Genomic DNA, 26,901 nt, shown 5'->3' on the forward strand with positions numbered 1-26,901 from the left:
GGTGTACCCGGCGACGGCGGGCAGGGATCCTTGACGGGACATCGCACATACGTGGGACCAGGGGGAAGCACGACGGTGGAAGCCACGAAAGGGCCCACGACGGGCGGCCGCGCGCCCTCGGACGGAACCGCCCTGGAACTCCTGGTGCACGGGGTGGGCGGCACCACCCCCGAGGAGATGCTCGACGACCCCCGTACCGTCCGCGTCACCGGCGACGAGACCGCCGCCGTCTACCGCAGGGCCGACGACGCCGACGCGGAGCGGCGCCCCGAGGCGTACCGCGACAAGCCCGTCCCCGAGGCGTACGTGTGGTCCAACCTCACCTCGGGCAACGCCTCACGCGCGCTGTGGCTGTTCCTGCTGCCGTTCATGGTGGTCAACCTGGCCCACTGGATGCGCCCTAGGACGCGCCGCAGCCGCAGCAGGGCGATCGGCGCGTACGGCCTGCTGGTGCGGCTCACCGGCCTCACCCTCACCGTGGTGCTCGTCGCCGCCGCCTGCGAGGTCGCCCTCGACCTCGCCGTCTGGCAGTGCGCCGGCACGCGCGCGTGCGCCGAAGACCACTCATGGCTGAAGTTCCTCTCACCCGAGCTGTTCCACCACGGCTGGTGGACCCAGCCCGGCCGACGCCTCGCCCTCGGCGCCCTGGCGCCCACGTCCCTCATGGCACTCCTGTGGTACCTCTCGCACCGCACCTGGAGCACCTACGAGTCCGCTCAGCCGATGCCGCGCGGAGACGAACCGGAGGAGGACGGGCACACCGCCCTCGGCCGGCCCGGCTTCTGGTACGGGCGGCGCCTGGTGGCGAGGCTGCGTGCCGCGCACACCGCCGCCGGCCTGCTCACCATCGCCGCTGCCGTCGGCACCTCCGCCGCCCGCTTCGACCGTGCCGCCGGCGGCCCCGCGGTCCTGGACGTCCTGGGCCGGGTGCTGGACGGGCTGCTGATCGCCGGCGGCTGCTTCGTCGTCTGGGTGGTCGCCCGCCGGGGCCGCAGCGAGCGCCGGCTCGACTCCGAGCTCGACCGGGCCCTGGTGCGCCGGCTGCCGCTGGTCTCGCTGGGCCTGCTCGTCCTCACCCTGGTGTACGCCGGCTGGTCCCGGCCCGGCTGGGAGTCGGGCGGCCGGCTTCCCGGCGACGCCACCTTCGGCGGCATCGCCCTCGTCCAGGGGGCGCTGGTGGTGGCGCTCGCGGTGGTCGCCCGCGCGCTGCACCGCGGCTCGCCCGACACCCGCACCGTGCTCCACGGGCTCGGCGGCCCCGCGGTCGCCATGCTCGCCTGCGCGCTCGGCGGGGTGATGACCGGTGGCGTGGCCCAGCGCGTCGCCGACTGGGTGGACGGTTCGGGCAGCCCGGGCGCCGGCGGCTCCATCCCCGGGCCACCGGTGCTGCTGACCTGGCAGGCCTCGGTGATCCCGCCGCTCCTCGTGATGCTGCTGGTGCTCGCCGGCTGGCTCGCCGTCCACACCTTCGTACGCACCCGGCGGGGTCTGGCACAGGTGCGGGCCGACTACCCGGAAGAGCCGGCGGACGGGGCACGCGCCCGCCAGATCGCCGCCACCCGCGCCCGCGCCGCCCTCACCGACCGGGCGCCGCTCGCCGTCGGCCTGATCTCCGCCGTCACGCTGCTGCTGGGCGCGGGAGCGCTCGCCGGCTCATGGGGCACCGGAGAGGTGCCCAGCCGCGCCGCCGAGGGGACGTGGGCCCTGCTGGACGGCGCCGCGCAGGTGGCGCAGGCGCTCGGCTCCTGGCTGATCGGGTTCGGTTCCATCCTCTTCGTCACCTGGGGCCGCCGCGCCTACAAGGACGTCTCAGCCCGGCGCACGATAGGGATCCTGTGGGATGTCGGCACCTTCTGGCCGCGCGCCGCTCACCCCTTCGCGCCGCCCTGCTACGCCGAGCGCGCGGTACCCGACCTCACCTGGCGCATGGCCACCTGGACGCGCGCCACCGGCGGGCGCCTGGTGCTGTCCGGGCACTCGCAGGGCAGCGTGCTCGCTGCCGCGGCGGCGTGGCAGCTGAAGCCCTCGATGCGGGGCCGGGTGGGGCTGCTCACCTACGGATCGCCTCTGGAGCGCCTCTACGGACGCTGGTTCCCGGCCTACTTCGGTCCCGAGGCCCTCGAAGGGCTGCACCACGAGGTGGTCTGCTGGCGCAATCTCCACCGTGCCACCGACCCCATCGGCGGTCCCGTGCGGCTGCCCGGCGAGGAGGGCACGCGGGTCGACGCGCCGGCCTTCAAGGACCCGCTGGCCTTCGGGCGCACCGAGCTGCATCCGCTGCCGGCGCCGATCCTCGGGCACGGCGACTACCAGGCCGACCCCGCCTTCGCACGGGAGCGCAGCGCGCTGCTGGCGCGCCTGCGACCCGCCGTGCCCGGCCAGCGCCCGGGTTCCGGGGGCCGGGCCGTGGACGTCGGCGGGGTGGCCGCGGCCACCGGCGGCGACCGCCGCAAGCAGCCCGGCAAGCCGGGGAAGGGCGGTCAGGGGAGCTCGGGCAGGTCCTCGGGGTAGAGCAGCGTCAGGTCGTCCGTGCTCGTCTCGGCCAGCTGGGCGACCCGGCCGGCGTGCCGCTCGACCATGGCCTCGAAGGTCTGCCGTGCCGTGCGGCCGTTGCCGAAGCCGGGACCCTTGGGCAGCTCGGTGAAGTACTTCAGCAGGGCCTCGCCGGTGGCCGGGCCGAGCCGGTACTCCTGCTCGGCCGTCTGCTGCTCCACGATCTTCAGCAGCTCCGCGGGCGTGTAGTCGCCGAAGGTGATGGTCCGGGAGAAGCGGGACGCCACACCGGGGTTGACCGACAGGAACCGCTCCATCTCGGCCGTGTAGCCGGCGACGATCACCACCACCGCGTCCCGGTGGTCCTCCATCAGCTTCACCAGCGTGTCGATGGCCTCCCGGCCGAAGTCACGGCCGGAGTCCTCCGGGGACAGGGCGTACGCCTCGTCGATGAAGAGCACCCCGCCGCGGGCCCGCTCGAAGGCCTCCTGGGTGCGGATGGCGGTGGAGCCGATGTGCTCGCCGACCAGGTCGACCCGGGACACCTCCACCAGATGGCCCTTCTCCAGCACGGCGAGCGAGGCGAGGATCTCGCCGTACAGCCGGGCCACGGTGGTCTTGCCGGTGCCCGGGGAGCCGGTGAAGACCAGGTGGCGGCGGACCGAGGCCGCCTTGAGGCCGGCCTGCTGCCTGCGCCGGCCCACCTCGATCATGTCGGTGAGGGCCCGCACCTCGCGTTTGACGCTCTCCAGACCCACCAGGGCGTCCAGCTCGCCCAGCACGTCCTTGGAGTCGCGCACCGGCTGCTCGACGACCTCCGGCGATGCCGCCGGGGCGGAGGGGAAGGGCTGCTGCTCCGCCGTGCGCTGGGCGGGAATCTGGCCGAGCAGCCCGGCCTGGGGCGCCGCCGGCTGGAGGGCGGTCTCGGGTATCGCGGTCCTGGCACCGGCGCTCTCGTCGCTCGTGCAGTCCTCGACGGCGGGCCCGGTGCCGGCGCCCTGACCCGCGGGGGCCTCCGCGAACTCGTAGCCGCCGCGGGCACAGCGCTCCGTGCGGCACTTGCGCAGGGTGGAGCGGCAGCCGTCTATGACGTGGAAGCCGTATCCGGCGCCGTCGGTCACCCGGCAGTTGAGGAAGTTGCCGCGGCCACCCGCGGAGACGTAGCAGCCGGCTTCCGCGGCCGAGGTGATGGTGCAGCGCTCGACGCTGGGGTCGGCGCCCTTGGTGACGATGACACCGGTCTGGATGCCGTCGATCGTGCATCCGGAGAGGGTGCCGCCGCTGCCGTGGTCGCGGAACCAGGCGCCCGTGGCGGCGTCGCGGATACGGCAGTCGTCGAGTTGGACGGTGGCGCCGTCGCTCACCGACACCGCGGTGTTGCGGACCTGCGCGAGGTCGCTGTCGACGACGTCGACCCGGGAGCCGCGGTCGAGCACGAACAGCGCGTCCGGCACGTCGTGCACCCGGCAGGCGTCCAGCACGGCCGTCGCGCCGTCGCTGACCCACACCGCCGGGTAGTCGCCCGTGCTCTCGTGGATCTCGCACTGGTTGGCGTCGACACGGGTGCCCGGGTCCCACACCGACAGGCCGTTGCGGCCGAAGCGGTGCACCGTGGAGCGGGTCAGCGTGAGCACCGAGCGGGACCGCAGGTCCACGGCGTTCTCGGGGACGTCGTGGATGCGGCAGTCGGCGAGGGTGAGCACCGCGTCGGTGTCGAGGGTGACGCCGTCGGCCGTCGTGCGGTGCACGTCGCAGTCGGTGAGGTACGCCCCGGCGCGGCCGGTGACCTGCACACCGCTGCCCTTGATCTCGTACACCTCGCAGCCGACCGCCTCCAGGCCGGTGTGCTCGCCGGTCGCGGACAGGCCGGCGCCCGACGTGTGGTGCACTCGGCAGCGTTCAAGGCGCGGATGCGCCCCCGAGCGTGCCGCCACGCCCGCCTGGCCGGCCGCGACCACCTCGCACTCCTCGAACAACCCGCCCGCCTCGTCGAGCACGGCGATGCCGACGCCCGCGGGGTTGTCGACCGTGCACTTGCGGACGGTGGGGCGCGCGGCGCTCCCGCGCACCTCGATGCCGCTCGCTGAACGGGTGGCGATCCGCAGCCCGGACAGGGTGGGCGTGCCGTCCTCCACCAGCAGCGCGGGGGCCGCCGCGTCCTGGCCCTCCACCTGGAGGTCCTGGACCACCGCGGAGGCGCGCAGGGTCAGCGGCACACCGTCCACCGGTGCGATGCGCACCGAGCCGGGGGACCCCTCGGGACCGCGCAGCGTCACCGCGCGCTCCACCACGAGGTTCTCTCTGTACGTTCCGGCGGCGATGGTGAGGACGTCACCGTCCACCGCGGCCTCCAGGGCAGCTGTGAGAGAGGCGTATTCGCCCGCGCGGCGCCGCCACCTCGATGTGCCGGTGTGCGTCACCTGGACCGTGCCCTGTGCCATGCGGTGTTCTGTCCCCCACCTCGTGGTTCTGTCGGCGAAGAGCGCCGGGGAAGTGCCGTGGAGCCGGCCGGCTCCACGGTAGCGCGTGTACAGCGGGGGAGTTGACCCAGTCGGGGGTCCCTCAGCTTCCGGTGCCCGTCCTGCCCCAGTCCGGGCCGGACTTCTCCCAGGCGCGGTCCCACCGTGCGTACCTGCGGCGGACCATGCGCCACAGGACCACCCTCCGGCCGCCCTCCACCAGCGTGGCGAAGGCCGCCGCGGCGCCGAAGCCCGCCAGCGCGGCATGGGTGCTCGCGGTGAGCGGGTCCAGCGGGCGCGGGAGGATCGTGCCCTGCCGGTCGACCCACACCGGGAAGTGGTCACCGGGGCGGGGACTCTGCAGGTCGGTGACGACGGGGCCGGTGTGCGCACTGCTGTCGGGCGCCCGCCAGTCGGCGATCACCCGGCTGTGGGCGTCCCGCGCGGCCACCGTCTCGGGATCGGGGTCCGCGGCGGACCTGCGGACCGTTCGCACCACCACGGCCGTCGTCACATGGCGCTCCACATGCTGCTGGTGAACCGATCGCAGCAGGGCCTGCTCGCTCAGTGCCCCCGTCATCACTCCGACGACCGGGGCGGCTGCGGCGATCAGTACCGCGGCAGTCAGCGCCACCCAGGATTCGAGGAGATCAGTCGTCCGGCGCAGCGGATTGTGCCGCCAACGCCAGAGCCCGACGATCGCTCGCACAGCCCAGCACCCCCTTTCGTGTCCGTCTTGGCCTCTAACGGCACGGTCCACACATGTATGGCATGAAGCGAGAGCCAGATCACGCTCTCGCCGCCATTCTGCCGAGACGCACCGCGGGCGTCTCGCCCCCGTTCCGTGAACGACCGCGCCGGGCCGACGGGTTCCCGAGCACCCCGAGGCTATGCGAGTGCTTCCGGGGCGCGTTGGGAACCGGCAGGTGGGCGGGCCGCCGTGGTCGGACAGATGGCCGGATAGATGGCCGGATCCAACTACGTGGAGGGCGGTCGGGGGGCCGGGTGGGGGTCTAGGCGAGGACGGTGACGGGGTCGCCGACCCGAAGGGTGCCCGCGGTCTCCGGCACCAGGTGCCGCCCGAAGACGAGCTGGTCGCCGAACCTGCGGTACCTGCCCAGGGTGTGCAGCGGCTCCTTGCCGCGCCGTGCGGTGTCCTGGTCGGTGGTGCACACCACGCAACGCCCGCACGCTTTGGGGGCCCTGAAGGAGACTTCGCCGATCGCGACGCGCTCCCAGTCGTCCTCGTCCCACGCGGGCAGGCCCTCGACGACGGCGCTGGGCCGGAACCGGCTCATGGGCAGCGGCCCTTCGGCGGCGTGCGCGCCTTGTGCGACAAGGGTGTTGAGGGCGTCCAGCGAGGACAGCGAGGTGAGCAGCAGGGGGTAGCCGTCGGCGAGCGTGACGGTCTCTCCGGGACGCGCGTACCGCGGGTCGATGGCCCGGGCCGTCGCCGGCCGGTCCAGATGGACGAGGCGCACGTCCGCATCGAGGTAGGCGCTGAACCAGGCGTGCGCCGCCGCTTCGGCGAGCACGAGCTCGACGTCGTCCCGGAAGAGTCTGGCCACGAGGGTGTCCCCGGACGCGGGCACCCCGACGGCCAGCTCCTTCCGGCCCGGGCCCGACAGCCGCAGCCCCCCGCCGGGCAGCAGTTGCGCGGTGACGAGCGCCAGACCGGGATGCGAGCGCTGGGTGACCACCCGGGCGGTGCCGTCGACGAGCATCCAGCGGCGGTCACCGGCAAGACCCCAGGGCTCCACGGCCGCGTCCCGGGGAGCGTGTCCCCGGACGGCCTTGAGCGGATACACATGCAGCGACGCGAGCGCGGGTTCCGGCATGGCTGCATCCTGCCAGCCGGTCCCGTGGGCCGTGGCCGGGCCGCGCTCGCGGCCGCTCAGTAACCGCGGTACTGACGGTTGTACGGGTCCTCGTAGCCGTTCGGGGCCGGTGCCTGGCGCGGGGCCGCCGGTCGCGGAGCCGCGGGACGCGGCGCGGCCGGGCGCACGGGCGCCGCGGGACGCATGGCCTCGTAGCCCGTGCCCGCCGGGGCGGGCCGCTGCGGCTGGGGGTACCCGTAGCCGCGGGGCGGCGCGGGCTGCTGCGGCGCTCCGTACGGCGAGGGCTGCTGGTGCATGGGCATCTGCTGCGGGGCCTGCTGGTAGCCGCCGCCGTACTGGGCAGGCGCGGGAGCGTGCGACGACGGCCCCGAGGGCAGGGCCGGGAGCGCCGGCGGGAGTGCGGGGAGGTAACTGCTGGGCGCCTCGTAGGCGGCGGGAACGCGGATCGGAGCGATCTGCGGGGTGCCCCGCTCTGCGACGAGGGAGTCGTAGATCGGAGTGTCCGGGAACGGCGGCGCGGAGTAGTAACCGCCGCCATAAGTGGAGCGGGGGGAGGTCATGCTTCATAAGTTAAGCCCACCATGTGCTGGTTGGGGAGACCGATAAGAGGGTTGTTTTCTGGGTTGGGCACAGTCGCGGATCCCCAATGCGAGCGAACGTGGGAAAAACGGTCGCGCGGTGGGGTAGGGATCGCGTAAAGACCAAGCTCGTGAAGGGTTACTGGTCGGTCGGACGAGCGTCACACGAGGGGCTCCTGGGGCCTGTGGTGCGAGCCTGTGGCGGCGTCGGAAAAGCGGGCTCCGAGCGGGAGACGAAATGAACGGAACCGGCGGTCGCGGCGGTCCGCGGGGTGAGCGGACATGCCAATTCCAACCGCGAACAACCTTGTTTTAGGGCACGCGCGGAGACCGGAGCCGGGCCGGGAAGTGAACGGATGCACCCCGGGGAGGTGGCGAAAACCGGCCACTGAGGCCCTGGCCCCGCGTCAGTGCTGCTCAGGAGCCGTCTCGGCGGCCGCCGCGTCCGGCCGCGCGTACGTGCGGCCCTTCCAGGCCGCACCCCGGCCCCGGTAGTGCTGCACGGCGGAGTCCACCGTCATCAGCAAATACAGCAAGGCAGTGAACGGCAACAACGGGGCGAGCCACAGGGGTTGGCGGTAGTAGCGCAGCATCGGCACGTACGTGCCCGCCATCACGAGCCAGGCGAGGCCGCCGGCGACCGCGGTGCCGGCGCTCGCCGTGGCGATCCCGGCGACCAGCCCCGCGGGCGGCACGAGGTACACCAGCGCGAGGCCGGCCACGGTGCCGGCGAGCAGGAGCGGGTTGTGCCGCAACTGTGCATAGGCGCTGCGCGAGACCATGCGCCACAGATCGTGCAGCCGCGGATAGGGCCGCACGCTGTCGACCCGGTCGGCGAGCCCCAGCCAGATGTGCCCGCCGGTGTGCTTGACCGCCTTCGCCAGGGAGACGTCGTCGATCACGGCCTGCCGGAAGGAGTCCGGCACCCGGGCGCGGTCGGCGGCCTCGGTACGCAGCAGCACGCAGCCGCCGGCCGCCGCCGCCGTCCGCGAGCCCCGCTCGCCGATCCACCGGAACGGGTAGAGCTGCGCGAAGAAGTACACGAACGCCGGCACCACCAGCCGTTCCCAGACGCTCGCCACCCGCAGCCGCGCCATCTGGGACACCAGGTCGAAGTCGCCCGTCTCGGCCGCGGCCACCAACTCCCGCAGGCTGCCCGGTTCATGGGCGATGTCGGCGTCGGTGAGCAGCAGGTACCGCGGCGCACGCGCGCGTGCCAGGCCGATGCCGTGCCGTACCGCCCACAGTTTGCCCGTCCAGCCCGCGGGCGGCTCGCCCGGAGAGGAGACGGTGAGCGGGAGCCCACCGTGGCGTTCGGCGAGGGCCCGGGCCAACTCGCCCGTGCCGTCCGAGCTGCCGTCGTCGACGAGGAACACCTCGGCCGGGCCCGGGTAGTCCTGCGCCAGCAGCGACGGCAGGCTCCGCGGCAGCACCTCCGCCTCGTCCCGGGCCGGCACCACCACGCAGACCTGGGGCCACTCGCGCGGTACCCGCCGCGCCGGCAGGCGCACATCGGTGCGCCAGAAGAAGCCCTGGCCCAGCAGCAGCCAGAGCCATCCGGCGAGTGAGGCGAGTGCGATTCCCGTCAAGGCGTCCACTCGCCGCAGTCTGCACCACGGCCCAGGCCCGGCCCACTCCGCCCCGCCGAAGCCCCGCACGGCTCGGGGACGCACGGTTCGCCGTCGCCGCAGCTCGGGTGCCGTCCATGCGCAGTCCCGGGTGAAGCCGCTCACGCCGTCCGTGGGGGCCGCCCGAGCGGCCCGTCGAGAGGTACGCCGCTCACCGTGGCCCCACGAGGCCGCTCAAGCGGTCCCGCGCCCGCTCGGCGATGCCAGGCACCATCACGCCGTCCGCCGCACCACAACGCCGTTCACGCGGCCCGTCAAGAAGGGGCGCTGTCCCAGGGGCCCGTCCGGGCTCGCCCAGGTCCCGGCGGAGGGCATCGTCTAAAGTGGCGGGGTGAAGATCGCACTCGTCGACTCCGGACTCGGACTGCTCCCCGCCGCTGCCGCGGTGCGGCGGTTGCGCCCCGAAGCCGACCTCGTGCTCTCCTGCGACCCGGACGGCATGCCCTGGGGGCCGCGCGCCCCGCACGACGTCTCCGCGCACGCCGTGGCCGCCGCGGAGGCGGCCGCCGCGCTCCAGCCCGACGTGCTGATCGTCGCCTGCAACACCGCCTCCGTGCACGCCCTGCCGGCGCTGCGCGCCCGTCTCGAGCCCGCGCTGCCGGTGGTCGGCACGGTCCCGGCGATCAAGCCGGCCGCCGCGGGCGGTGGCCCGATCACGATCTGGGCCACGCCCGCCACCACGGGCAGCGCCTACCAGCGCCGCCTGATCGCCGACTTCGCCGCCGGCGCCGACGTCACCGAGGTGCCCTGCCCCGGCCTCGCCGAGGCGGTCCAGCACGCCGACGAGTCCGCCGTCAGCGCGGCCGTCGCCGCCGCGGCCGAACGCACGCCTACCGACGTCCGCGCCGTCGTGCTGGGGTGTACGCACTACGAACTGGTCGCGGAGCGCATCCGCGGCGCCCTCCAGCGGGCCGGCCTGCCGCCCCTCGTGATGCACGGCTCGGCCGGCGCTGTCGCCGCCCAGGCGCTGCGCAGGATCGGCGTCCAGCCCACCGGACCGGACACCGCGGCGGGCGAGATCGGCGGTCTCACGGTGCTGTTGAGCGGCCGCGAGGCGCCGTTGCCCGCCGAGGCGCTCGCCTACCCCGAGGGCCGGCATCTCACCGCCGCCAGCCCCGTGCGGTGAGCTGTACCGTCCGTGACCTGAGTGCCGATGCCCTGCCAGGGGTGCCGAACCTGGGTACTCTCATGTCATGAGGCACCACCTCCGCGGTGCGCGTGGCTCCGGCGACGCTCTGCCCGCGATCTGGACCGGACGAGCGACCAACCGCGCACAGTGGCTGCTCGCGGCCGGTGGTGCCGCCTGTCTCGCCCTCGGCATCGAGCTCGCCGTCGACCCCGGCTGGGCCTCCGGACTGCCCGCCCTGATCGTGGCCGTCGTCGGCTGCATCGCCGCGGGGCTGCTCATGCTGTACGGCACGCTCGCCTTCGTCCATGTCGCGGTGAAGGTCGACAAGGACTACCTGGAGGTGCGCTGCGGGCACATCGGCCTGCCGCGGCGCCGCATCCTCCTCTCCCATGTCGTCGACGCCTCCTTCACCCCCCGGGTCACGCCCCGGCAGTGGGGCGGATGGGGCTACCGGTGGCGGCCCGGCAAGGGCACCGCGGTGGTCGTCCGGCGCGGCGAGGGCATGGTGCTGATCCTGGGCGACGGCCACCGGTTCACGGTCACCGTGGACAACGCCGAGGCGGCGGTGCGATTCATCCGCGCCCGCCTGCGGCCCGGCACCCCGGCCTGACGCCTGCCTGCGGGCCCCGGTTACCCGGCACCGCACCCCGTTCCCGCCAGGACCCTCACCCGTGTGGCCGACCCGCCCAGCCGGATACGCGTAGACGCGGTACACCTCTCAGACGGGGTACACGCCCAGTTCGCCCTCTTCGCCCTCCATGGGCCGGGCCGTGGCGACGCCCGCGAGCAGGCCGGCTCCGGCCGTGACCGAGGTGAAGCTGAGGGCGTTGCCCGCCAGGGCGAGGCCGGCCAGGACCGTCAACGCGGAGGCCGCGGTGAGGACCACGGGGGTGGGCCCGGGAGAGCGCCACAGCGTGCGCAGCGCCCAGCACGGGCCCGCCGCCAGCAGCGCCACCCCCACGAGACCCTGCTCGGCCGCCTGCTGCAACAGCGCCGAGTGCGGCCTGCCGTCCGCCGGCACGGCCGCCGCGACGGTGGGGCTCAGATCGGCGAACCGTCCGGGCCCGGCGCCCAGCAGCGGATGGTCGAGGGCGAGCGCGGCAGCGTCCCGCCACAGCTGAAGGCGGTGCGCGCCGAGCGCGTCGCCCGCGCGTGCCTGCCAGCCCGGCGGCAGGTCGCCCGCCGCGAGGGTCCACACTGCTGCGGCCGCCACCACCGCGACGCCTGTGAGCGCCGCAAGCCCCGGCGACCTGCGCACCCGGCCCGCGGTCGCCGAGCACGCCAGGACCAGGAGGGCACCCGTGGCGCCGGCGGGTGAGCCGAGCAGTGCCGCGGCGACGGCGAGCACGGCGGCCAGCAGCCACAGCAGGACCCGTGTCACGGTGCGCTCGGCGGCGACGGCCGCGCAGCACGCCCCGCCCGCGCACAGCGTCCAGACGGCGGCCGAGGCTGCCGCCGTGCCGAACCAGGGCGGGCCGTCCGGCGCGAGTGCGGTGCCCGGCGCCGCCACCATCAGGGCGCCCGCCACCAGGGCCCCGGCCGCCGGTGCGGCCACGGGCAGCAGCGCCCCGGCTATCCGGCCTCCCGCGTACCCGGCCGCCACCGCCAGCACGGCCAGCAGCGTGCCCTCCGGCCTGCCACCGGTGGCCGCCGCCGTGACCAGGGACCACACCGCGCAGCCGCCGAGCGCGACCATGCCCGCGGCGTCCGCCCCGGCGCGCGGATCGTCCGCCTCCACCCGCGCGGGCACGTCCGGGTGCCCCGGGGCACCCGCCCACCGCTCCGTAAACCCCACCCGTCCCCCAACCCTGTCATGCCCACCCGCCGCCCCCGGCGTATGACGGGTCCCGATCGGCGCCGCCGTGACGGCTGCATATCAGGGACTTCCGGACACGGTAATGGTTGGTGCATCAGTTTGTGGACAAGCAGGGAAGAAACGATGCAGAAATGACGGAGAAGGGGCGTCTGGGATCCGCCCGGCGGCGCTGGTCGCGCAGGCCGGGGGCCATGCGCCGGGGGCCGGGCCGCGGGCACGCCGGTGACGCGCCGTACACTCCCCGGGTGACCGCCACCGCGACCTCCGTGACAGACGCGGAGCATCCTCCCGAGGACCCGGCGCCGACCTCCCGGCGCGCGCGCCTGGTCAACGGCCTGATCCGGGCGACCGCCGCAGTGCTGGCGGGAGTGCTGCTGTACGTCAGCTTCCCGCCGCGGGGCCTGTGGTGGCTGGCGCTGCCGGCCTTCGCCGTGTTCGGGTGGTGCCTGCACGGTCGCAGCTGGAAGGCCGGGGCCGGGCTCGGCTACCTCTTCGGGCTCGGATTCCTGCTGCCGCTGCTGGTGTGGACGGGCGTGGAGGTCGGCCCCGTGCCCTGGCTGGCGCTGGTCGCCGCCGAGGCGTGCTTCGTGGCGCTGGTGGGCGCGGGCGTGGCGGTGGTCTCTCGGCTGCCGGTGTGGCCCCTGTGGGCCGCGGCCCTGTGGATCGCGGGGGAGGCGGCACGCGCGCGCGTGCCGTTCGGCGGCTTCCCCTGGGGAAAGATCGCCTTCGGGCAGGCCGACGGGGCGTTCCTGCCGCTCGCAGCCGTCGGCGGCACCCCGGTGCTCGGCTTCGCGGTGGTGCTGTGCGGCTTCGGCCTGTACGAGGCCGTCCACCAGGTGATCCTCGCCCGCCGCACCCGGGCGCTGCACCGCGCCGCCGCCGTGGCCGCCCTGCTCAGCGTCGCCGTCCCCTTCGCGGCGGCCTTCGCCGCCCTTCCGCTGGTCAGCGACGCGGCCGAGAACGGCACGAAGACCGTCGCCGTGATCCAGGGGAACGTGCCCCGCGCCGGACTCGACTTCAACGCCCAGCGGCGCGCCGTCCTCGACTACCACGTGCGGGAGACCGAACGCCTCGCCGCGCAGATCGACGCCGGCAAGGTCGCCCGCCCCGACCTGGTGCTCTGGCCGGAGAACTCCTCCGACGTCGACCCCTTCTCCGACCCGGAGGCCCGCGCCGAGATCCAGACCGCGGTCCGGGCGATCGGGGCGCCCGTCTCGGTGGGTGGCGTCGTCCAGAAGAGCGACGGCAGGCTCTTCAACGAGCAGATCCTCTGGGACCCCGCCAAGGGCCCCACGGACACCTATGACAAGCGTCAGATCCAGCCGTTCGGGGAGTACATCCCCCTGCGGTCCTTCGTGAGCGTGTTCAGCAGTGACGTCGGAATGGTCCGGCAGGACTTCAGCCGCGGCACCAAGCCCGGTGTGTTCACCATGGCGGGTGCCAAGGTGGGCCTCGCCACCTGCTACGAGGCGGCGTTCGACTGGGCCGTGCGGGACACCGTGCAGGACGGCGCCCAGATGATCTCCGTGCCGAGCAACAACGCCACGTTCGACCGCAGCGAGATGACCTACCAGCAGCTCGCGATGAGCCGGATCCGGGCGGTGGAGCACAGCCGGACCGTCACCGTCCCGGTGACCAGCGGCGTCAGCGCCGTGATCAGGCCGGACGGGAGGATCGTCGCCAGGACGTCGATGTTCACCGCCGACGCCCTGGTGGAGAAGGTGCCGCTGCGCTCCTCCCTGACCCCCGCCACCCGCCTCGGCACCCTTCCGGAGTGCCTGCTCGTGCTCGTGGCGGCCGGCGGCCTCGGCTGGGCCGTGACGGCCGCGGCCCGGTCCCGGCGCGCGGCGCCGCGCCCGGCGGGCGAGCCGGCCCGGGACGTCGCCGGCGACGCGGGTCAGTGAGCCGGGCGCCCGCGACCCGCGCGGGTGGGCCGGGTGGGTGAAGCAGGCTGTGAGAACCGGCACACGGGTCGGGGGCCGCGGCCAGCGGGACCGGGACCCCCGCCCCCGTGATCGGGCCCGGGTGAGGGCGACGGCTGGGCGAGAAGTGCGGGACTGTGGCGCGATCCGGGACGCCGCCGCGGGACCGTGCCGCCGCCCGGGCCGCCGGGCCGCCTCGCGGAGGCCGGCGAGCGCGCCCGTTAGGGTCGGGCCATGGCTACTCCTGACTTCATCCGGACCCTGCGGGCCACCGCCGGCCACCAGCTGCTCTGGCTCCCCGGCGTCACCGCGATCGTCTTCGACGACGACGGAAGGGTGCTCCTAGGGCGGCGCAGCGACAACCGGAAGTGGTCGGTCATCGGCGGCATCCCCGACCCCGGCGAGCAGCCCGCGGCCTGCGCGGTGCGCGAGGTGTACGAGGAGACGGCGGTGCACTGCGTCCCCGAGCGCATCGCCTTGGTGCAGGCCCTCAAACCGGTCACCTACCTCAACGGCGACCACTGCCAGTTCATGGACATCACGTTCCGCTGCCGCGCCGTGGGCGGGCAGGCCAGGGTCAACGACGACGAGTCCGTGGAGGTGGGCTGGTTCCCGGTCGACGCCCTGCCGGAACTGCACGAGACCGGGCTGTTCCGGATCAAGCAGGCGATGGCCGAGGCCCCCACATGGTTCGAGCCCACTGGTTCCGCATGAAGTATGGGGGACACCCATATGGGTGAAGGCCGGCCGTCTGACTAAGGTCGGACCATGACCGCGCCCAGCACTCCGAGCCCACCCGCCCCACCGCTGCCCTCCACCGCCGCCGGCACCGGGAGTGCCGGCCTCGCGGGCAGTACCGCGCTGGTCACCGGGGCGGCCAGTGGCATCGGCAGAGCCTGCGCGCTGCGGCTCGCGGCGGCCGGCGCCGCGGTGCGCGCCCTGGACCGGGACGCGGAGGGCCTCGGCTTCCTCGGCGAGGAGGCGGCCGGCCTGCCCGGCGACGTCGAGCAGGTCGTCCTGGACCTCACCGATCTGGACGCCGCGGAGGCCAGCGCCCACGGCACCGACATCCTCGTCAACAACGCCGGGCTCCAGCTCGTGCGGCCCATCGAGGAGTTTCCGCCCGAGGTGTTCCACACGGTGCTCACCGTGATGCTGGAGGCGCCGTTCCGGCTGATCCGGGGGGCGCTGCCGCACATGTACGGCCGCGGCTGGGGCCGCATCGTCAACATCTCCTCCGTGCACGGGCTGCGCGCCTCGCCGTACAAGGCCGCCTACGTGGCCGCCAAGCACGGCCTGGAGGGCCTGTCGAAGACGGCGGCCCTGGAGGGCGCCCCGCACGGGGTCACCTCGAACTGCGTCAACCCCGGCTACGTGCGCACCCCGCTGGTGGAGCGGCAGATCGCCGACCAGGCGAAGGCCCACGGCATCCCCGAGGAACGGGTGGTCGCCGACGTGCTGCTGCAGGACAGCGCCGTCAAGCGGCTGGTGGAGCCGGACGAGGTCGCCGAGGCCGTCGCCTATCTGTGCTCGCCCGCGGCGTCCTTCGTCACCGGCACCTCGCTGGTGCTCGACGGAGGCTGGACGGCGCACTGACCCTTCCGGGCGGTGCGGGTGCCGAGAGTCAACCTCAGGGCTGGCGGGGTCGGGTGTGCGACGGGTAATCCTGGTGACCATGGAGAGCGAGGGCGGCCGTCCGGACCCCGCGGGGCGGGCGAGCGGGGGTGGCGCGCAGCCGCTGCCGGGCCCGGCAGCGGGCGCCGCCGGACAGGGGCGGCCCGGCGAGGCACCGGGGCCGGTCGGGCGAGGCCGGGCCGCCGGCGCGGGGGAGGCGGACGAGCCGGGTGGGCGTGGCGAGGCGGACGAGCTGGGCGGGCGCGGTGAGAGCGGGGAGTCCGCGGGTCTCATGGAGTTCCTGGAGCTGCTGACGCGGGACGCCCCGGCGGACGCCTACGAGCGCCCGGTGCTGCTGGCGCGCGAAGCGGGGGAGCCCACCGGGCGGATCGCGGCGCTCGAGCGTGCCAAGCTGCTCGCACTGCGGGTCCGCGCGGAGCTGGAGGGCCGCAGGCGCCGTGAGGCCGAGCTGTCCGCGCTCTTCGAGACCGCGCACGACCTGGCGGGACTGCGCGATCTCGATGTCGTCCTCCAGGCCATCGTGCAGCGGGCCCGTTCCCTGCTCGGCACCGACGTCGCCTACCTCACCCTGAACGACCCGGCGCGCGGCGACACCTACATGCGCGTCACGGAAGGCTCCGTCGCGGCCCGCTTCCAGCAGCTCAGGCTCGGCATGGGGGAGGGTCTTGGCGGCCTCGTCGCGCAGACCGCCCGCCCCTACGTGACCGACGACTATTTCAACGACGCCCGCTTCCAGCACACCCGCACCATCGACACCGGTGTGTCGGACGAGGGCCTGGTCGCCATCCTCGGGGTGCCGTTGAAGCTGGGCCCGCAGGTCATCGGCGTGCTGTTCGCCGCGGACCGGCGGGCCCGGGTGTTCGAGCGTGAACAGATCGCGCTGCTCGGCTCGTTCGCCGCCCTCGCGGCCGCCGCCATCGACACGGCCCACCTGCTCTCGGAGACCCGGGAGGCGCTCGGCGGCCTGGAGCGGGCCAACGAGATCATCAGGGACCGCAGCGGAGTCATCGAGCGCGCCTCCGACGTCCACGACCGGCTCACCGAACTGGTGCTGCGCGGTGGCGGCGTGCACGACGTCGCCGCCGCGGTCTCCGAGGTCCTCGACGGCACGGTCGAGTTCACCGACGCCTCCGCAGCCCCCGCCGGAGCGCCCACCGCCGCCGCCCACGGGGTGCTCACGGCCTCGGCGCAGGCAGCGCTCACGGCCTCCGCGCAGGACGGGCACGCGGTACGGCACGCAGCGGACTGGATCGCGGCCGTCGCCGCGGGCGGCGAGCTGTTCGGCGCGCTGGTGCTGCACGGCCACCCCCGCCTCGACCCGGTCGACCAGCGCACCCTGGAGCGGGCCGCCATGGTGACCTCGCTGCTGCTCCTCGCCCGCCGTTCCGCCTCCGACGCCGAACAGCGCGTGCGCGGTGAGCTCCTGGACGACCTGCTGGACGCCCGCGACCGCGACCCCCGCCTGCTGCGGGAACGTGCGGCCCGGCTGGGCGCCGACCCGGACGCGACCCATGTGGTGCTCGCCGCCCGCTTGGGCGACGACTTCGCCGACGTGCAGGCAGAAGCCGATGCCCGGCGCCGGCTGTGGTCCGCCGCGTCCCACCTGGCCGCCACCCGGCACGGGCTGGCCTCGGCCCGGGACGGCGGCACCGTACTGCTCCTCCCGCTCGCCGCCCGCACCACCGCCGCCGAACTCGCCCGCCGGGTCGCCCGGCGGCTGGGCACCGCCGTGCACGAGGCGGTCACCGTCGGCGCGTCCGGCCCCGTCGCCGGCCTGGTGGCGGGCACCGACGCGGTGTCCGCCGGGTATGCGGAGAGCCGCCGCTGCCTGGACGCCCTGCGCCTGCTGGGCCGGGCCGGCCAGGGGGCGGCCGCCGAGGACTTCGGGTTCCTGGGGCTGCTGCTCGCGGACAGCCGGGACATAACCGGGTTCGTGCACCGCAGTATCGGTGCCGTCGTCGACTACGACCGCCGCCGCGGGACGGACCTCGTCCGCACCCTCGACGCCTACTTCGCCTCCGGGATGAGCCCTGCACGCACCAAGGACGAGCTGCACGTGCACGTGAACACCGTGGCGCAGCGGCTTGAGCGGGTGGGGCGTCTGCTCGGCGGTGACTGGCAGAGCCCGGGCCGCGCCCTGGAGATCCAGCTCGCTCTGCGCCTGCACCGGCTGGCCTCGGCGCTCGACGAGGACTGAGCGTGGGCCCCGGCCGCCGTGCGGCTGCCGGGCCCGGCGGGAGAGGCCCCACCGGGCCCGGCAGCGCGGATCCGCCCGGCCGGGCGGCCGCCCGTCACACCGAGCGGGTACGGGGCGCGCCGGTGTCGGCGGCGGGGGCAGGGGTCCGCTCGTGGTCCGCGCCGGCCGTCACGTCCTCCAGGTCCCGGTGGCGCGTCTCCTTGGCCACTCCCACGGCGATCAGCGTGAGGACGGCGGCGGCGATCACGTAGACCGAGACGGGAGTGGAGCTGCCGTAGGCGTCGAGCAGCGCGGTCGCGATCAGCGGTGCCGGTGCGCCGGCCGCGACCGACGCGAACTGCGCCCCCATCGACGCGCCCGAGTAGCGCATCCGGGTGCCGAACATCTCCGCGAAGAACGCCGCCTGCGGCGCGTACATCGCACCGTGCAGGACCAGCGCGACGGTCACGGCGAGGACCAGGGCGCCGAACGAGCCGGTGTCGGTCAGGGCGAAGAACGGCACGATCCACGCACCCACCCCGGCCGCGCCGAACAGGTACACCGGCTTGCGGCCGATCCGGTCCGACAGCGCTCCCCACGCCGGGATCACGGCGAAGTGCACGGCCGATCCGATCAGCACGGAGTTGAGCGCGGTCTGCTTGGACACCCCGGCCGAGGTGGTGGCGTAGACGAGGATGAACGCGGTGATCACGTAGTAGCCGATGTTCTCCGCCATCCGGGCGCCCATCGCCACCAGCACGTCGCGCCAGTGCTCGCGCACCACGCCGACCAGCGGCAGCCTCTCCGCCACCGCTCCCGTGCCGGTGCGGGAGGCCTGCCGTTCGCTCTGCGCGGCGGCCTCGGCTGCCCGGCGGGCCTCGGCCTGGGCGAGGGCGGCCTTGAACACGGGTGATTCATCGACAGAGAGACGAATCCACAAACCGATCATGACCAGTACCCCGGAGAGCAGGAACGGCACCCGCCAGCCCCAGGACCCGAACGCGGAGTCGGACAGCAGCCAGGTCAGCAGCGACAGGACACCGGTGGCGAGGAGCTGTCCCGCGGGAGCGCCGGTCTGCGGCCAGGAGGCCCAGAACCCGCGGTGCCGCTTGTCGCCGTGCTCGGACACCAGCAGGACGGCACCGCCCCACTCGCCGCCGAGCGCGAACCCCTGGACCAGCCGCAGCAGCGTCAGCAGCACCGGGGCGGCGCTGCCGACCGTGGCGTGGGTGGGCAGCAGCCCGATGGCGAAGGTAGCCACGCCCATCATCAGCAGGCTGACGACCAGCAGCTTCTTGCGGCCGAGCCGGTCACCGTAGTGGCCGAACACCAGCGCGCCGATCGGGCGCGCGGCGAAGCCGACGGCGTAGGTGAGGAACGACAGGAGGGTGCCGACGAGCGGGTCGGAGCCGGGGAAGAAGAGTTTGTTGAAGACCAGGGCCGCGGCGGATCCGTAGAGGAAGAAGTCGTACCACTCGATGGTGGTGCCGATGAGGCTCGCGGCGACGATCCGGGGAAGCTTCGCCGGTGTCGGGGGAGCGGCTGCTGCGGAGGCCATGTGCACCACTTCCAGGCGTGGGAGGGACGTCTACGTGTCGGCACAACGTAGGAACACGCAGGTCGGACGCACATGTGGTGGGGCGCCATAGTTCACGGGCGGGGTATGCGTGCCGGCGCCATGACCGGTGCGCGGGAGCAGTGCGCTGGAGCGGTGCGCGGGCTGGTGCGGGGAGAGGCGGACGACATCGCTCCGACACCGCCACGGGCCCCTGGGAGCGCCCGTGGAAATGCCCCCTGGAAGTGGCAGGCACCGGCCCGTGCCGCCGGCCTGTGCTGCCGGCCCGTTCGACTGTGACGCCGGCCGTTCGGCTGCGACCGTACAGGTGGCCGTCTGGTCGGAGGTATCAGGCTGAGGGGCCTTGGTGTGACCCGCGGTCCGCGACGGTCACGGTCCCGCGGGGTTCGGGCCGGCTGACCGGGCGGTAGGCGCCTGGCGGTGTCGGCCAGTGCGCGGATCTCGGTGGTGATGCTGTGCCACGCCTCCTCGGGCATCTCATGGCCGACCCGGGGCAGCAGGACCAGGCGTGCGTCGCGGATCCGGGATGCGATGTCCCGTGCCGCGCTGGGCTTGATGAGGGGGTCGTCCGCCCCGTGGAGCACCAGCGTGGGCCGGGCGATGGCGTTGATCGACGGGCCGTGCCACTGGGCGCCGATCTGCCGGCTCTGCGCCTTCCGGCCGCGCACACCGAAGTCGGCGTTGCCCTCTGCGGCCTCGCGGGCGGCGGACTCGTCGAAGGGGCGGTTCGGCGAGGTGATCAGGCGGGAGACGGCGACGGAGGCAGCGATGGTGCCCTCCGGAGTGTCGGGAAACCTCAGGCGGGTGAACTTCGCCAGCGTGCGCATCCGTATGTACCGCGCGACGCGCAGGCCCATGGCGTCTCCCGGGACGGCCGCCATGGACGTGAGCGTACGGACGCGGTCGGGGTGCCGCAGCGCCACGCGCTGGGCGACGGCGCCACCGAGCGAGACGCCGAGCAGATGGGCCGACCGCCAGCCCAGAGCGGTCATCACCGCGACGGCGTCGTCGGCCATGTCCTCGGCCGTGTAGGCCTCGCCGCGGCGGGCGAACAGCGCGGAGACGGGGCCGCCCGTGGCGGTCGGCGGCAGGTGCGTGGACTCCCCGCCGTCGCGCTGGTCGTACCGGGCCACCGCGAAGCCCTCCGCGGCCAGCATCCGGCACAGTCCGTCAGGGACCCACAGCCGATTGACACCCAGCCCCGTGACCAGCAGAAGCGGCTCACCCTCGGTTCCCTCGGTCAGCGAGTCGAAGGCCAGCCGCACTTCGCCGTTCTCGGCCCATCGGACCTCGCTCCACGATGCGTCGCCGACGATGACATGACACCCCATTAACTGCGACCGATGTTCGCTGTTTCTAGGGTATGCGGTGCACCATGGGAACGGAAGTGGCCTCCACGGGAACGGATGAGGATGCGGCAGCAGGTGGACGAGTGGCTGAGCGAGCGATGACCGTCTGGGCGAGGCCCGAACGCGGTGCCCGCGGGCCCGCGGGCACCCACAGCCGTGCGGAGCTGACCGCCGCCGCGCTGGAACTGGCCGACGGGGGCGGCCTGGCCGCGGTGTCGATGCGCCGGCTGGCGGCGACGCTGGGCACCGGGCAGGCGTCTGTCTACCGCTACGTCTCCGGGCGTGACGACGTGCTCGACCTGATGGTGGACGCGGTGACCGCAGAGGTCGACATCGACGTGCCGCTCCGCGGAGACGCCGTCGCGGATCTGCTCGCCCTGGCCGTGCGGACCAAGGCCGTCCACCTGCGGCACCCCTGGGCGTCCGACATCCCGCCCGAACCTCTCCGGCTGGGCCCCCGGAGCCTGGACTACCTGGAGTACGCGCTGCGGACCATGGCAGCGGTCCCGCTGCCGGGGCGCACCAAGATGGAGATCGTCGCCCTGATGAACTCGCTGGTCGTGCAGTTCGCCCGGGCCGGGTTCCAGAGCACCCGCGCGAGCACCGACCGGCAGGCGGCGCAGGCCGCCTACCTGGGCGAGGCGGCGGCCCGAGGAGATCATCCGCAGATCGCGGCCGCCCTCGCCGACCAGGCGGGCGCTGACCCGGCGGAGGGTCCCCATGAGCAGTTCGAGCGCGTGATGCGCCGGGTGCTCACGGGCTTCGTCACGTGACACGCCGGGCGCCGCGGACGTGCCGCTCGGGAACGGTCCGGCACATCCGCGGCGCCCTGCCCGGGGGCCTTCCGGGGCTCACGTGGCACCGGCGGCCCCCAGGTACACAGGAAGGGTCACGTGGCCGTTTCCCATGATGCTGGGCAGCGGCTCCAGTTCCTCCACCGCAACGGCGAGCCGCATCCCGGGGAACCGGTCGAAGAGGCGGGGCAGCGCCGTCGTGGCCTCCGCGCGGGCCAGGGGCGCGCCGAGGCAGAAGTGCACGCCGTGCCCGAAGGCGACATGGCGCTTGTCCTGGCGCGTGACGTCGAACGTGCCCGCCGTCTCGCCGTGCGTCGCCGGGTTGTTGCTCGCAGCCCCGTACGAGGCGAGGATGGCGTCGCCCTTGCGGATGGTGACGCCGGTGGGGAGCGGGATGTCCTCGACCGCGTAGCGCATGGGTATGTGGCTCACGGGCGAGGCGAAGCGGAGCGTCTCCTCCACCACGGCGGCCCAGTCCGCCGAGCCCCGCCGCACCAGCTCCAACTGACCCGGGTCGGCCAGCAGGGCGGTGGTCGCGGAGTCCAGGAGGTTGATGGTGGTCTCGTAGCCCGCGGCGATCACCAGGAGGAGGGTGTCGGTGAGCTCCTCCTCGTCCAGCGAGGAGCCGTCGCCCTCGTCGTCACGGGCACCGATGAGGGCACTGACGAGGTCGTCGCCGGGAACGGCGCGCTTCTCCGCGATGAGCGCGTGGAGCATCCGGTAGACGTCCTGCGTGCTGCTGACCGCGTCCTCCGGGCTCGACGTGGTGTTCCAGATGCGGTCGATCGTCGTGCGGAAGCCCAGCCGCATCGCGTCGGGGATCCCCAGCAGATCGCTGATGACCCTGACGGGCAGCTGCGCGGCGAACGACTCGCGCAGATCGACCACTCCGGACGGCGAGGCGGCGATGGCGTCCAGCAGCGCCTCGGTGTTGCTCACGATGGACGGCATCATGAGCGCGGTCCTCCGGGTGGAGAACGCCGGGCTGACCAGGCGGCGGAGCCGGCGGTGGTCGGCCCCGTAGGCGGTGAACATGTTGTTGACGGCGACTTGGAGGTACAGCGGCCACTTTCCGACGATCTCGCCGGAGACGAACCGTGGCCAGTGCTGCCGCGGATCCTTGGACACGCGGTCGTCGGTGAGGAGCCGCATGAGCACTTCCTGATCGGCGACGGCCCATGCGCGCTCACCGAGGACGTCGACGAGGGCCGGGCCCGGCCCGGCATGGAGCACGGCCTCCTCCTCGGCGCGGCGCCGGCCCGTCGGATCGAGGACGAGAGGGTTCTGTTGCATAGCCAGATCATCTGTGCGGCGTCGCGCGAAGCAAAGCGTCACCGATCCCGGTAAGGGATCCGTAATAGTCGGCGCGGAGGGAGGGTTCGGAGCCGCGGGGGAGGGGTGGGTGCCCGACGTGTGAGCCTTGCGCCCCGGTCCGGCGGCACCGCCCGAAGAGCACGTTCCGGGCAAGCCGTACTCTCGGCAGGAGCGCTCCCGCGCCTGAGTGCCCGGGAGGCGTCGCGCACGCTCCACCGCCTCCGTACCTCGACGAGCGACGGCTGCCTCTGGCAGGCCCAGCATTCCCTGACTAGAGTCAGAGAATGCTTACGGTGCAGATGGATCAGGTGCGGCGGTTCAACCGTGTCGTCACCGAACGCGTGGGTGTCCTCCACGACCGCTACCTGGGGCGCGACCGGCCGATCGGCGAGGCCCGGCTGCTCTGGGAGATCGGCGAGCAGGGCCAGGACGTACGGCTGCTGCGCGAGCGGCTCGGGCTGGACTCGGGCTACGTCAGCCGGCTGCTGCGCTCCCTGGAATCCCACGGCCTGGTGACGGTGGAACCCCATCCGCGGGACAGGCGGGTGCGCACCGTCCGGCTCACCGAGGCGGGCCATGCCGAACGCGCCCTGCTGGACCGGCGCAGCGACGAACTGGCCGGCTCCCTGCTGGAGCCGCTCAACGCCGACCAGCGCACCCGGCTGGTGGCCGCCATGGCCGAGGTCGAACGGCTGCTGACCGCCGCGACCGTCACCGTGGACATCGTCGACCCGGGCCACCCCGACGCCCGGTACTGCCTCACGGCCTACGCCGCCGAGCTGCGGGAGACCTTCGAGACGGGCTTCGACCCCGCACTGAGCCTGTTGCCCGACCCTGGGGAACTCCGTGCCCCGCGCGGCCTGTTCCTGGTCGCCCGGCTGCGCGGCGAGCCGGTCGGCTGTGGCGGGCTGAAGCTGCCGTCCGGTGCGCCGGCCGAGATCAAGCGCATGTGGGTCGCGCCCGGCGCCCGGCGGCTCGGCCTCGCCCGCCGGTTCCTTGCCGAGTTGGAGGCGCGGGCCGCCGGCCATGGCCGCGACGTGCTGCGCCTGGACACCAACAAGGCGCTCACCGCCGCGATCCGCCTCTACCGCTCCTACGGCTTCCACGAGGTCGCCGCCTTCAACGACGAGCCGTACGCCCACCACTGGTTCGAGAAGCCGGTCGCGTCGGGGGCTTCTCCGGCGCCGCACTGATTCGCAGCGCCCTCCGTCCGGCGCCGCCCTGAGCGGCAGCGCACCCGCAGCCCGCGCGGCCGGCGCCGCCCGCACCCCGCCCTTCCGCGGCACGGCGCCCTCCCGTGCTGCCTCAGCGGCCTGACCTGCGGGGTCTCTACTCGGGGAACCCAGCCGCGTCCAGCATGAGGGCGGCGGTGCTCACCGCCAGTCCCTCGTCCAGCGGGTCCGCCTTGATGCCGGCCCGGGCGGTCGACCCGTCGTAGACCACCATGAGGCGGCGCACCAGCGTGCCGGGGTCGGCGACCCCGGCACGCTCGATCTCGGCGCGGAAGAAGGCGGCCAGCCCCTGCTTGCCGCGCGCGGCGACCAGGCTCGCCGGGTGGTCGGGGTGCCTCAGCTGCATCTGCACGCCGAGGTACGGGCAGCCCAGGAAGTCCGGCCGCTTCGCGGCCGCCTCCAGCTGCTCGAACACGTACAGCACCCGCGCGCGGGGCGACTCGGGGACGCCCGGCGGCGGCATCACGAGCGCGTCCAGGGCCGCGCCCTGCCGTTCTAGGGCCGCCGCCAGCACCTCGTCCTTGGTCTCGAAGAGCTGGTACATCGACCGCTTGGACACCCCTGCCGCCTTGCACAGCGCCTCGACGCCGATGCCGACGCCCTGCTCGTAGAAGAGCCGGCCGGCCGTGTCGAGAAGCCGCTCCCGGGTCGACGCCTTCTCGGTGGTGATGGAGGTCATGCCGCCAGATTACCCGGGTCGGGTTGGCAGCGGAAACCGATCGGTTTACGCTTCTGGAAACCGATCGGTTTCCCGGTCGGTCGTTTCCTGGGTCCGTCGTGGCATGCCCGCGGCGGACCACGTCTGTGCTTCTCCCACCGAAGGGCGTGTCATGCAGATCAACGGTTCCGTGGCTCTGGTCACCGGCGGCAACCGCGGGCTCGGCGAGCAGTTCGTCAGGGCCCTTCTCGACGCGGGGGCCGCCAAGGTGTACGCGGGCTCGCGCGACCCCCGCAAGGTCACCGTGCCCGGCGCGGTCCCGCTGGCCCTGGACGTCACGGACCCGGAGTCCGTACGCGCCGCGGCCGAACAGGCCCAGGACGTCACCCTGCTGATCAACAACGCCGGCACCTCGCTCGGCGCCGGCATCCTGGACGGCCCCCTGGACGACTTCCGGACCGAGTGCGAGACCCACGTCCTCGGCACGCTCAGCGTGACCAGGGCGTTCGCTCCGGTGCTGGCCCGGGCCGGCAGCAGTGCGGTCCTCAACGTCCTGTCCGTGCTCTCCTGGTACGCCCAGGAGCAGTCCGCCGCCTACTGCGCCGCCAAGTCGGCCGCGTGGTCGCTCACCAACGCCGCGCGGCAGGCCCTCGCTGGCCAGGGCACCCAGGTCACCGCGCTGCACGTCGGATACATGGACACCGACCTGATAGCGGATCTGGACGTGCCCAAGCTGGACCCCGCGAAGGTGGCCCGGCTCGCGCTGGACGGCCTGGAGGCCGGCCGGTTCGAGATCCTCGCCGACGACATCAGCAAGCAGGTCCAGGCGGGGCTGGCGGGCGGCGTGTCCGCGCTGTACCCGGGGCTCACCGAGCCGGCGGTCGCAGGCTGACGGCCGGTTTCTTTTAACAGGCCCTAAGCCACCGCGCCCGGGTGCGCCCTGTCACGGTTCCGCCGCGCGGGAGTGCGCCTGGGCACGGTCTGCCGACCAGGGCGGTATCGCTCATATCGCTTGGGTCGGGCGCGTACCGCTCATTCCGTGTGGGCCGGGCCGGTACCGCTCATGCCGCACCACCCGGGCAGGTACCGCTCATGTCACGTGGGCCGGGCCGGTACCGCTCATACGCGTAGCCGGCCGGCGCTCACGCCGCGTCGCCGGCGCCGCGGTCCGGGCGGCCCGTGTGGTGCAGGAGGCGCCCGTGCGCGGCTTCGGCGTGGGTGACGACATGCACGTCGATGTCGTCGCCCGACCCCTCGATGACGGACTCGCCGATGCCCCGGCCGAGCAGCCCCTTCAGGCGGCTGCGGCGGGTCGCGCCGATGACGATCTGGGTGGCGTTGACCTCGCGGGCGAAGCCGAGGATGGCTCGGGCGGGGTCGTCGCTCTCGACGGTGTGGTAGGTGCCGCCGAGCTCGTTCACCAGGGTCCGCTGGTCGTCGAGGAGGCGGGGCGAGGCCGCGGTGAGACCGTCGCCTCGCTGGATGTGCACGGCCAGGAACTCACCGCCCGCTCCCCGGGACGCGGTCCGCTTGGCGCGCCGGATGAGGGTGCCGCCCTCGGGCCCGCCGGAGAGCGCCACCAGCACCCGCTCCCGGGTACCCCACGGGTGCTGGATGCCGTGGTCCTTGCGGTACCGCAGCAGGGCCTCCTCCACCCGGTCCGCCGCCCACAGCATGGCGATCTCGCGCAGGGCGGTGAGGTTGCCGGTGCGGAAGTAGTTGCCGAGCGCCGAGTCGATCTTGTCCGGCGGGTAGATGTGGCCGTGCGCCATCCGGCGCCGCAGCGCCTCGGCCGACATGTCGACCAGCTCGATCTGGTCGGCGCGCCGTACGACGTCGTCCGGGACGGTCTCGCGCTGCCGGACGCCGGTGATCTGCTGGACGGCGTCGTTGAGCGACTCCAGGTGCTGGATGTTGACGGTGGAGATCACGTCGATGCCGGCCGCCAGCAGCTCCTCGACGTCCTGCCAGCGCTTCTTGTTGCGGCAGCAGGGGATGTTGGTGTGGGCGAGCTCGTCGACCAGGGCGACCTCGGGGGCGCGGGTGAGGACGGCGTTGAGGTCCATCTCGGTGAAGACCGTGCCGCGGTACTCCAGGGTGGCGCGGGGCACCGCCTCCAGGCCCTCGGCCATCTTCCGGGTCAGCGGCCGGCCGTAGTCCTCGACGAAGCCGATGACGACGTCCGTGCCCCGCTCGGCGCGGCGCTGGCCGTCGCCGAGCATGTCGTAGGTCTTGCCGACCCCGGGGGCCGCCCCGAGGTACACCAGCAGCCTGCCACGCGGCACGGTTCCTCCTTCCGGGCCG

Annotated in this window: 20 protein-coding genes and 1 pseudogene; 10 read left to right on the top strand and 11 right to left on the bottom strand. The window is 73.9% G+C overall.

Translation table 11 applies throughout. The annotated features are described in order from the left end of the window. The first annotated feature begins 75 nt into the window (after window positions 1-75). Window positions 76-2,511, top strand: a complete 2,436-nt coding sequence (locus tag Sm713_RS38165; RefSeq protein WP_374196118.1) for a hypothetical protein — start codon at window positions 76-78, stop codon at window positions 2,509-2,511. Here the strand turns inward: Sm713_RS38165 and Sm713_RS38170 are convergent. From Sm713_RS38170 to Sm713_RS38190, 5 genes are all read right to left on the bottom strand, one after another. Further along, window positions 2,481-4,934 carry a right-handed parallel beta-helix repeat-containing protein gene (locus tag Sm713_RS38170; RefSeq protein WP_212914504.1) on the bottom strand — a complete coding sequence of 818 codons (2,454 nt, stop codon included), beginning with the start codon at window positions 4,932-4,934 and terminating at the stop codon, window positions 2,481-2,483. The two genes, Sm713_RS38165 and Sm713_RS38170, sit on opposite strands and share 31 nt — an antisense overlap. Window positions 4,935-5,055: 121 nt before the next feature. Next, the gene (locus Sm713_RS38175) at window positions 5,056-5,661 is read right to left on the bottom strand and encodes a hypothetical protein (protein ID WP_212914505.1); all 606 of its coding nucleotides are present in this window, start codon (window positions 5,659-5,661) and stop codon (window positions 5,056-5,058) included. A 304-nt stretch (window positions 5,662-5,965) separates the two neighbouring features. Then, a complete protein-coding gene (locus Sm713_RS38180; protein WP_212914506.1) occupies window positions 5,966-6,790 on the bottom strand; it encodes an MOSC domain-containing protein in 825 nt (274 codons plus the stop codon). Window positions 6,791-6,846: 56 nt separating this feature from the next. Further along, window positions 6,847-7,350, bottom strand: coding sequence for a DUF6643 family protein (locus Sm713_RS38185; protein WP_212914507.1), 504 nt, complete (start codon window positions 7,348-7,350; stop codon window positions 6,847-6,849). 425 nt (window positions 7,351-7,775) lie between these two features. After that, window positions 7,776-8,966, bottom strand: coding sequence for a glycosyltransferase (locus tag Sm713_RS38190; RefSeq protein WP_212914508.1), 1,191 nt, complete (start codon window positions 8,964-8,966; stop codon window positions 7,776-7,778). Between the two features lie 361 nt (window positions 8,967-9,327). Here Sm713_RS38190 and Sm713_RS38195 point away from each other — a divergent pair, with 361 nt between their 5' ends. Both Sm713_RS38195 and Sm713_RS38200 read left to right on the top strand, forming a co-directional pair. Then, entirely contained in the window at window positions 9,328-10,122 is a 795-nt protein-coding gene (locus Sm713_RS38195) for a glutamate racemase (protein WP_212914509.1), read from the top strand. Window positions 10,123-10,189: 67 nt separating this feature from the next. Then, entirely contained in the window at window positions 10,190-10,735 is a 546-nt protein-coding gene (locus Sm713_RS38200; protein WP_212914510.1) for a hypothetical protein, read from the top strand. 108 nt (window positions 10,736-10,843) lie between these two features. Here Sm713_RS38200 and Sm713_RS38205 read toward each other — a convergent pair whose 3' ends face one another. Then, entirely contained in the window at window positions 10,844-11,875 is a 1,032-nt protein-coding gene (locus Sm713_RS38205; RefSeq protein WP_249416947.1) for an O-antigen ligase, read from the bottom strand. Window positions 11,876-12,186: 311 nt separating this feature from the next. On the opposite strand from Sm713_RS38205, the gene lnt reads away from it, so the two are divergent. The 4 genes from lnt (at window position 12,187) to Sm713_RS38225 (ending at window position 17,695) form a co-directional block, all read left to right on the top strand. Next, window positions 12,187-13,845 carry an apolipoprotein N-acyltransferase gene (gene lnt, locus Sm713_RS38210; protein WP_212914511.1) on the top strand — a complete coding sequence of 553 codons (1,659 nt, stop codon included), beginning with the start codon at window positions 12,187-12,189 and terminating at the stop codon, window positions 13,843-13,845. Window positions 13,846-14,097: 252 nt separating this feature from the next. Beyond that, entirely contained in the window at window positions 14,098-14,577 is a 480-nt protein-coding gene (locus Sm713_RS38215) for an NUDIX domain-containing protein (protein WP_212914512.1), read from the top strand. Window positions 14,578-14,631: 54 nt separating this feature from the next. Beyond that, entirely contained in the window at window positions 14,632-15,459 is an 828-nt protein-coding gene (locus tag Sm713_RS38220) for a 3-hydroxybutyrate dehydrogenase (RefSeq protein ID WP_212914513.1), read from the top strand. 310 nt (window positions 15,460-15,769) lie between these two features. Continuing rightward, entirely contained in the window at window positions 15,770-17,695 is a 1,926-nt protein-coding gene (locus Sm713_RS38225; RefSeq protein WP_212915117.1) for a GAF domain-containing protein, read from the top strand. 94 nt (window positions 17,696-17,789) lie between these two features. On the opposite strand, the gene Sm713_RS38230 is transcribed toward Sm713_RS38225, so the two are convergent. Beyond that, window positions 17,790-19,232: an MFS transporter gene (locus Sm713_RS38230; RefSeq protein ID WP_212914514.1), complete on the bottom strand. Its 1,443-nt coding sequence runs from the start codon at window positions 19,230-19,232 to the stop codon at window positions 17,790-17,792. 428 nt (window positions 19,233-19,660) lie between these two features. Beyond that, window positions 19,661-20,581 (bottom strand): annotated as a pseudogene (locus Sm713_RS38235) (alpha/beta fold hydrolase); the annotation flags it as partial. A 116-nt stretch (window positions 20,582-20,697) separates the two neighbouring features. On the opposite strand from Sm713_RS38235, the gene Sm713_RS38240 reads away from it, so the two are divergent. Further along, window positions 20,698-21,372, top strand: coding sequence for a TetR/AcrR family transcriptional regulator (locus Sm713_RS38240; protein ID WP_212915118.1), 675 nt, complete (start codon window positions 20,698-20,700; stop codon window positions 21,370-21,372). A 78-nt stretch (window positions 21,373-21,450) separates the two neighbouring features. On the opposite strand, the gene Sm713_RS38245 is transcribed toward Sm713_RS38240, so the two are convergent. Continuing rightward, the gene (locus Sm713_RS38245; protein WP_212914516.1) at window positions 21,451-22,686 is read right to left on the bottom strand and encodes a cytochrome P450; all 1,236 of its coding nucleotides are present in this window, start codon (window positions 22,684-22,686) and stop codon (window positions 21,451-21,453) included. A gap of 305 nt (window positions 22,687-22,991) precedes the next feature. On the opposite strand from Sm713_RS38245, the gene Sm713_RS38250 reads away from it, so the two are divergent. After that, window positions 22,992-23,900, top strand: coding sequence for a helix-turn-helix domain-containing GNAT family N-acetyltransferase (locus Sm713_RS38250; RefSeq protein WP_212914517.1), 909 nt, complete (start codon window positions 22,992-22,994; stop codon window positions 23,898-23,900). A gap of 136 nt (window positions 23,901-24,036) precedes the next feature. On the opposite strand, the gene Sm713_RS38255 is transcribed toward Sm713_RS38250, so the two are convergent. Then, complete coding sequence (locus Sm713_RS38255) at window positions 24,037-24,609, bottom strand: TetR/AcrR family transcriptional regulator (RefSeq protein WP_212915119.1); 573 nt, start codon at window positions 24,607-24,609, stop codon at window positions 24,037-24,039. A gap of 160 nt (window positions 24,610-24,769) precedes the next feature. Between Sm713_RS38255 and Sm713_RS38260 the strand changes: the two genes are divergently transcribed. Continuing rightward, a complete protein-coding gene (locus Sm713_RS38260) occupies window positions 24,770-25,489 on the top strand; it encodes an SDR family oxidoreductase (protein ID WP_212914518.1) in 720 nt (239 codons plus the stop codon). Window positions 25,490-25,739: 250 nt separating this feature from the next. Here the strand turns inward: Sm713_RS38260 and Sm713_RS38265 are convergent, their stop codons facing one another. Next, entirely contained in the window at window positions 25,740-26,882 is a 1,143-nt protein-coding gene (locus Sm713_RS38265) for a universal stress protein (RefSeq protein ID WP_212914519.1), read from the bottom strand. Between the last annotated feature and the right edge of the window lie 19 nt (window positions 26,883-26,901).

The organism is Streptomyces sp. TS71-3, from assembly GCF_018327685.1.
Taxonomy (GTDB): Bacteria; Actinomycetota; Actinomycetes; order Streptomycetales; family Streptomycetaceae; genus Streptomyces.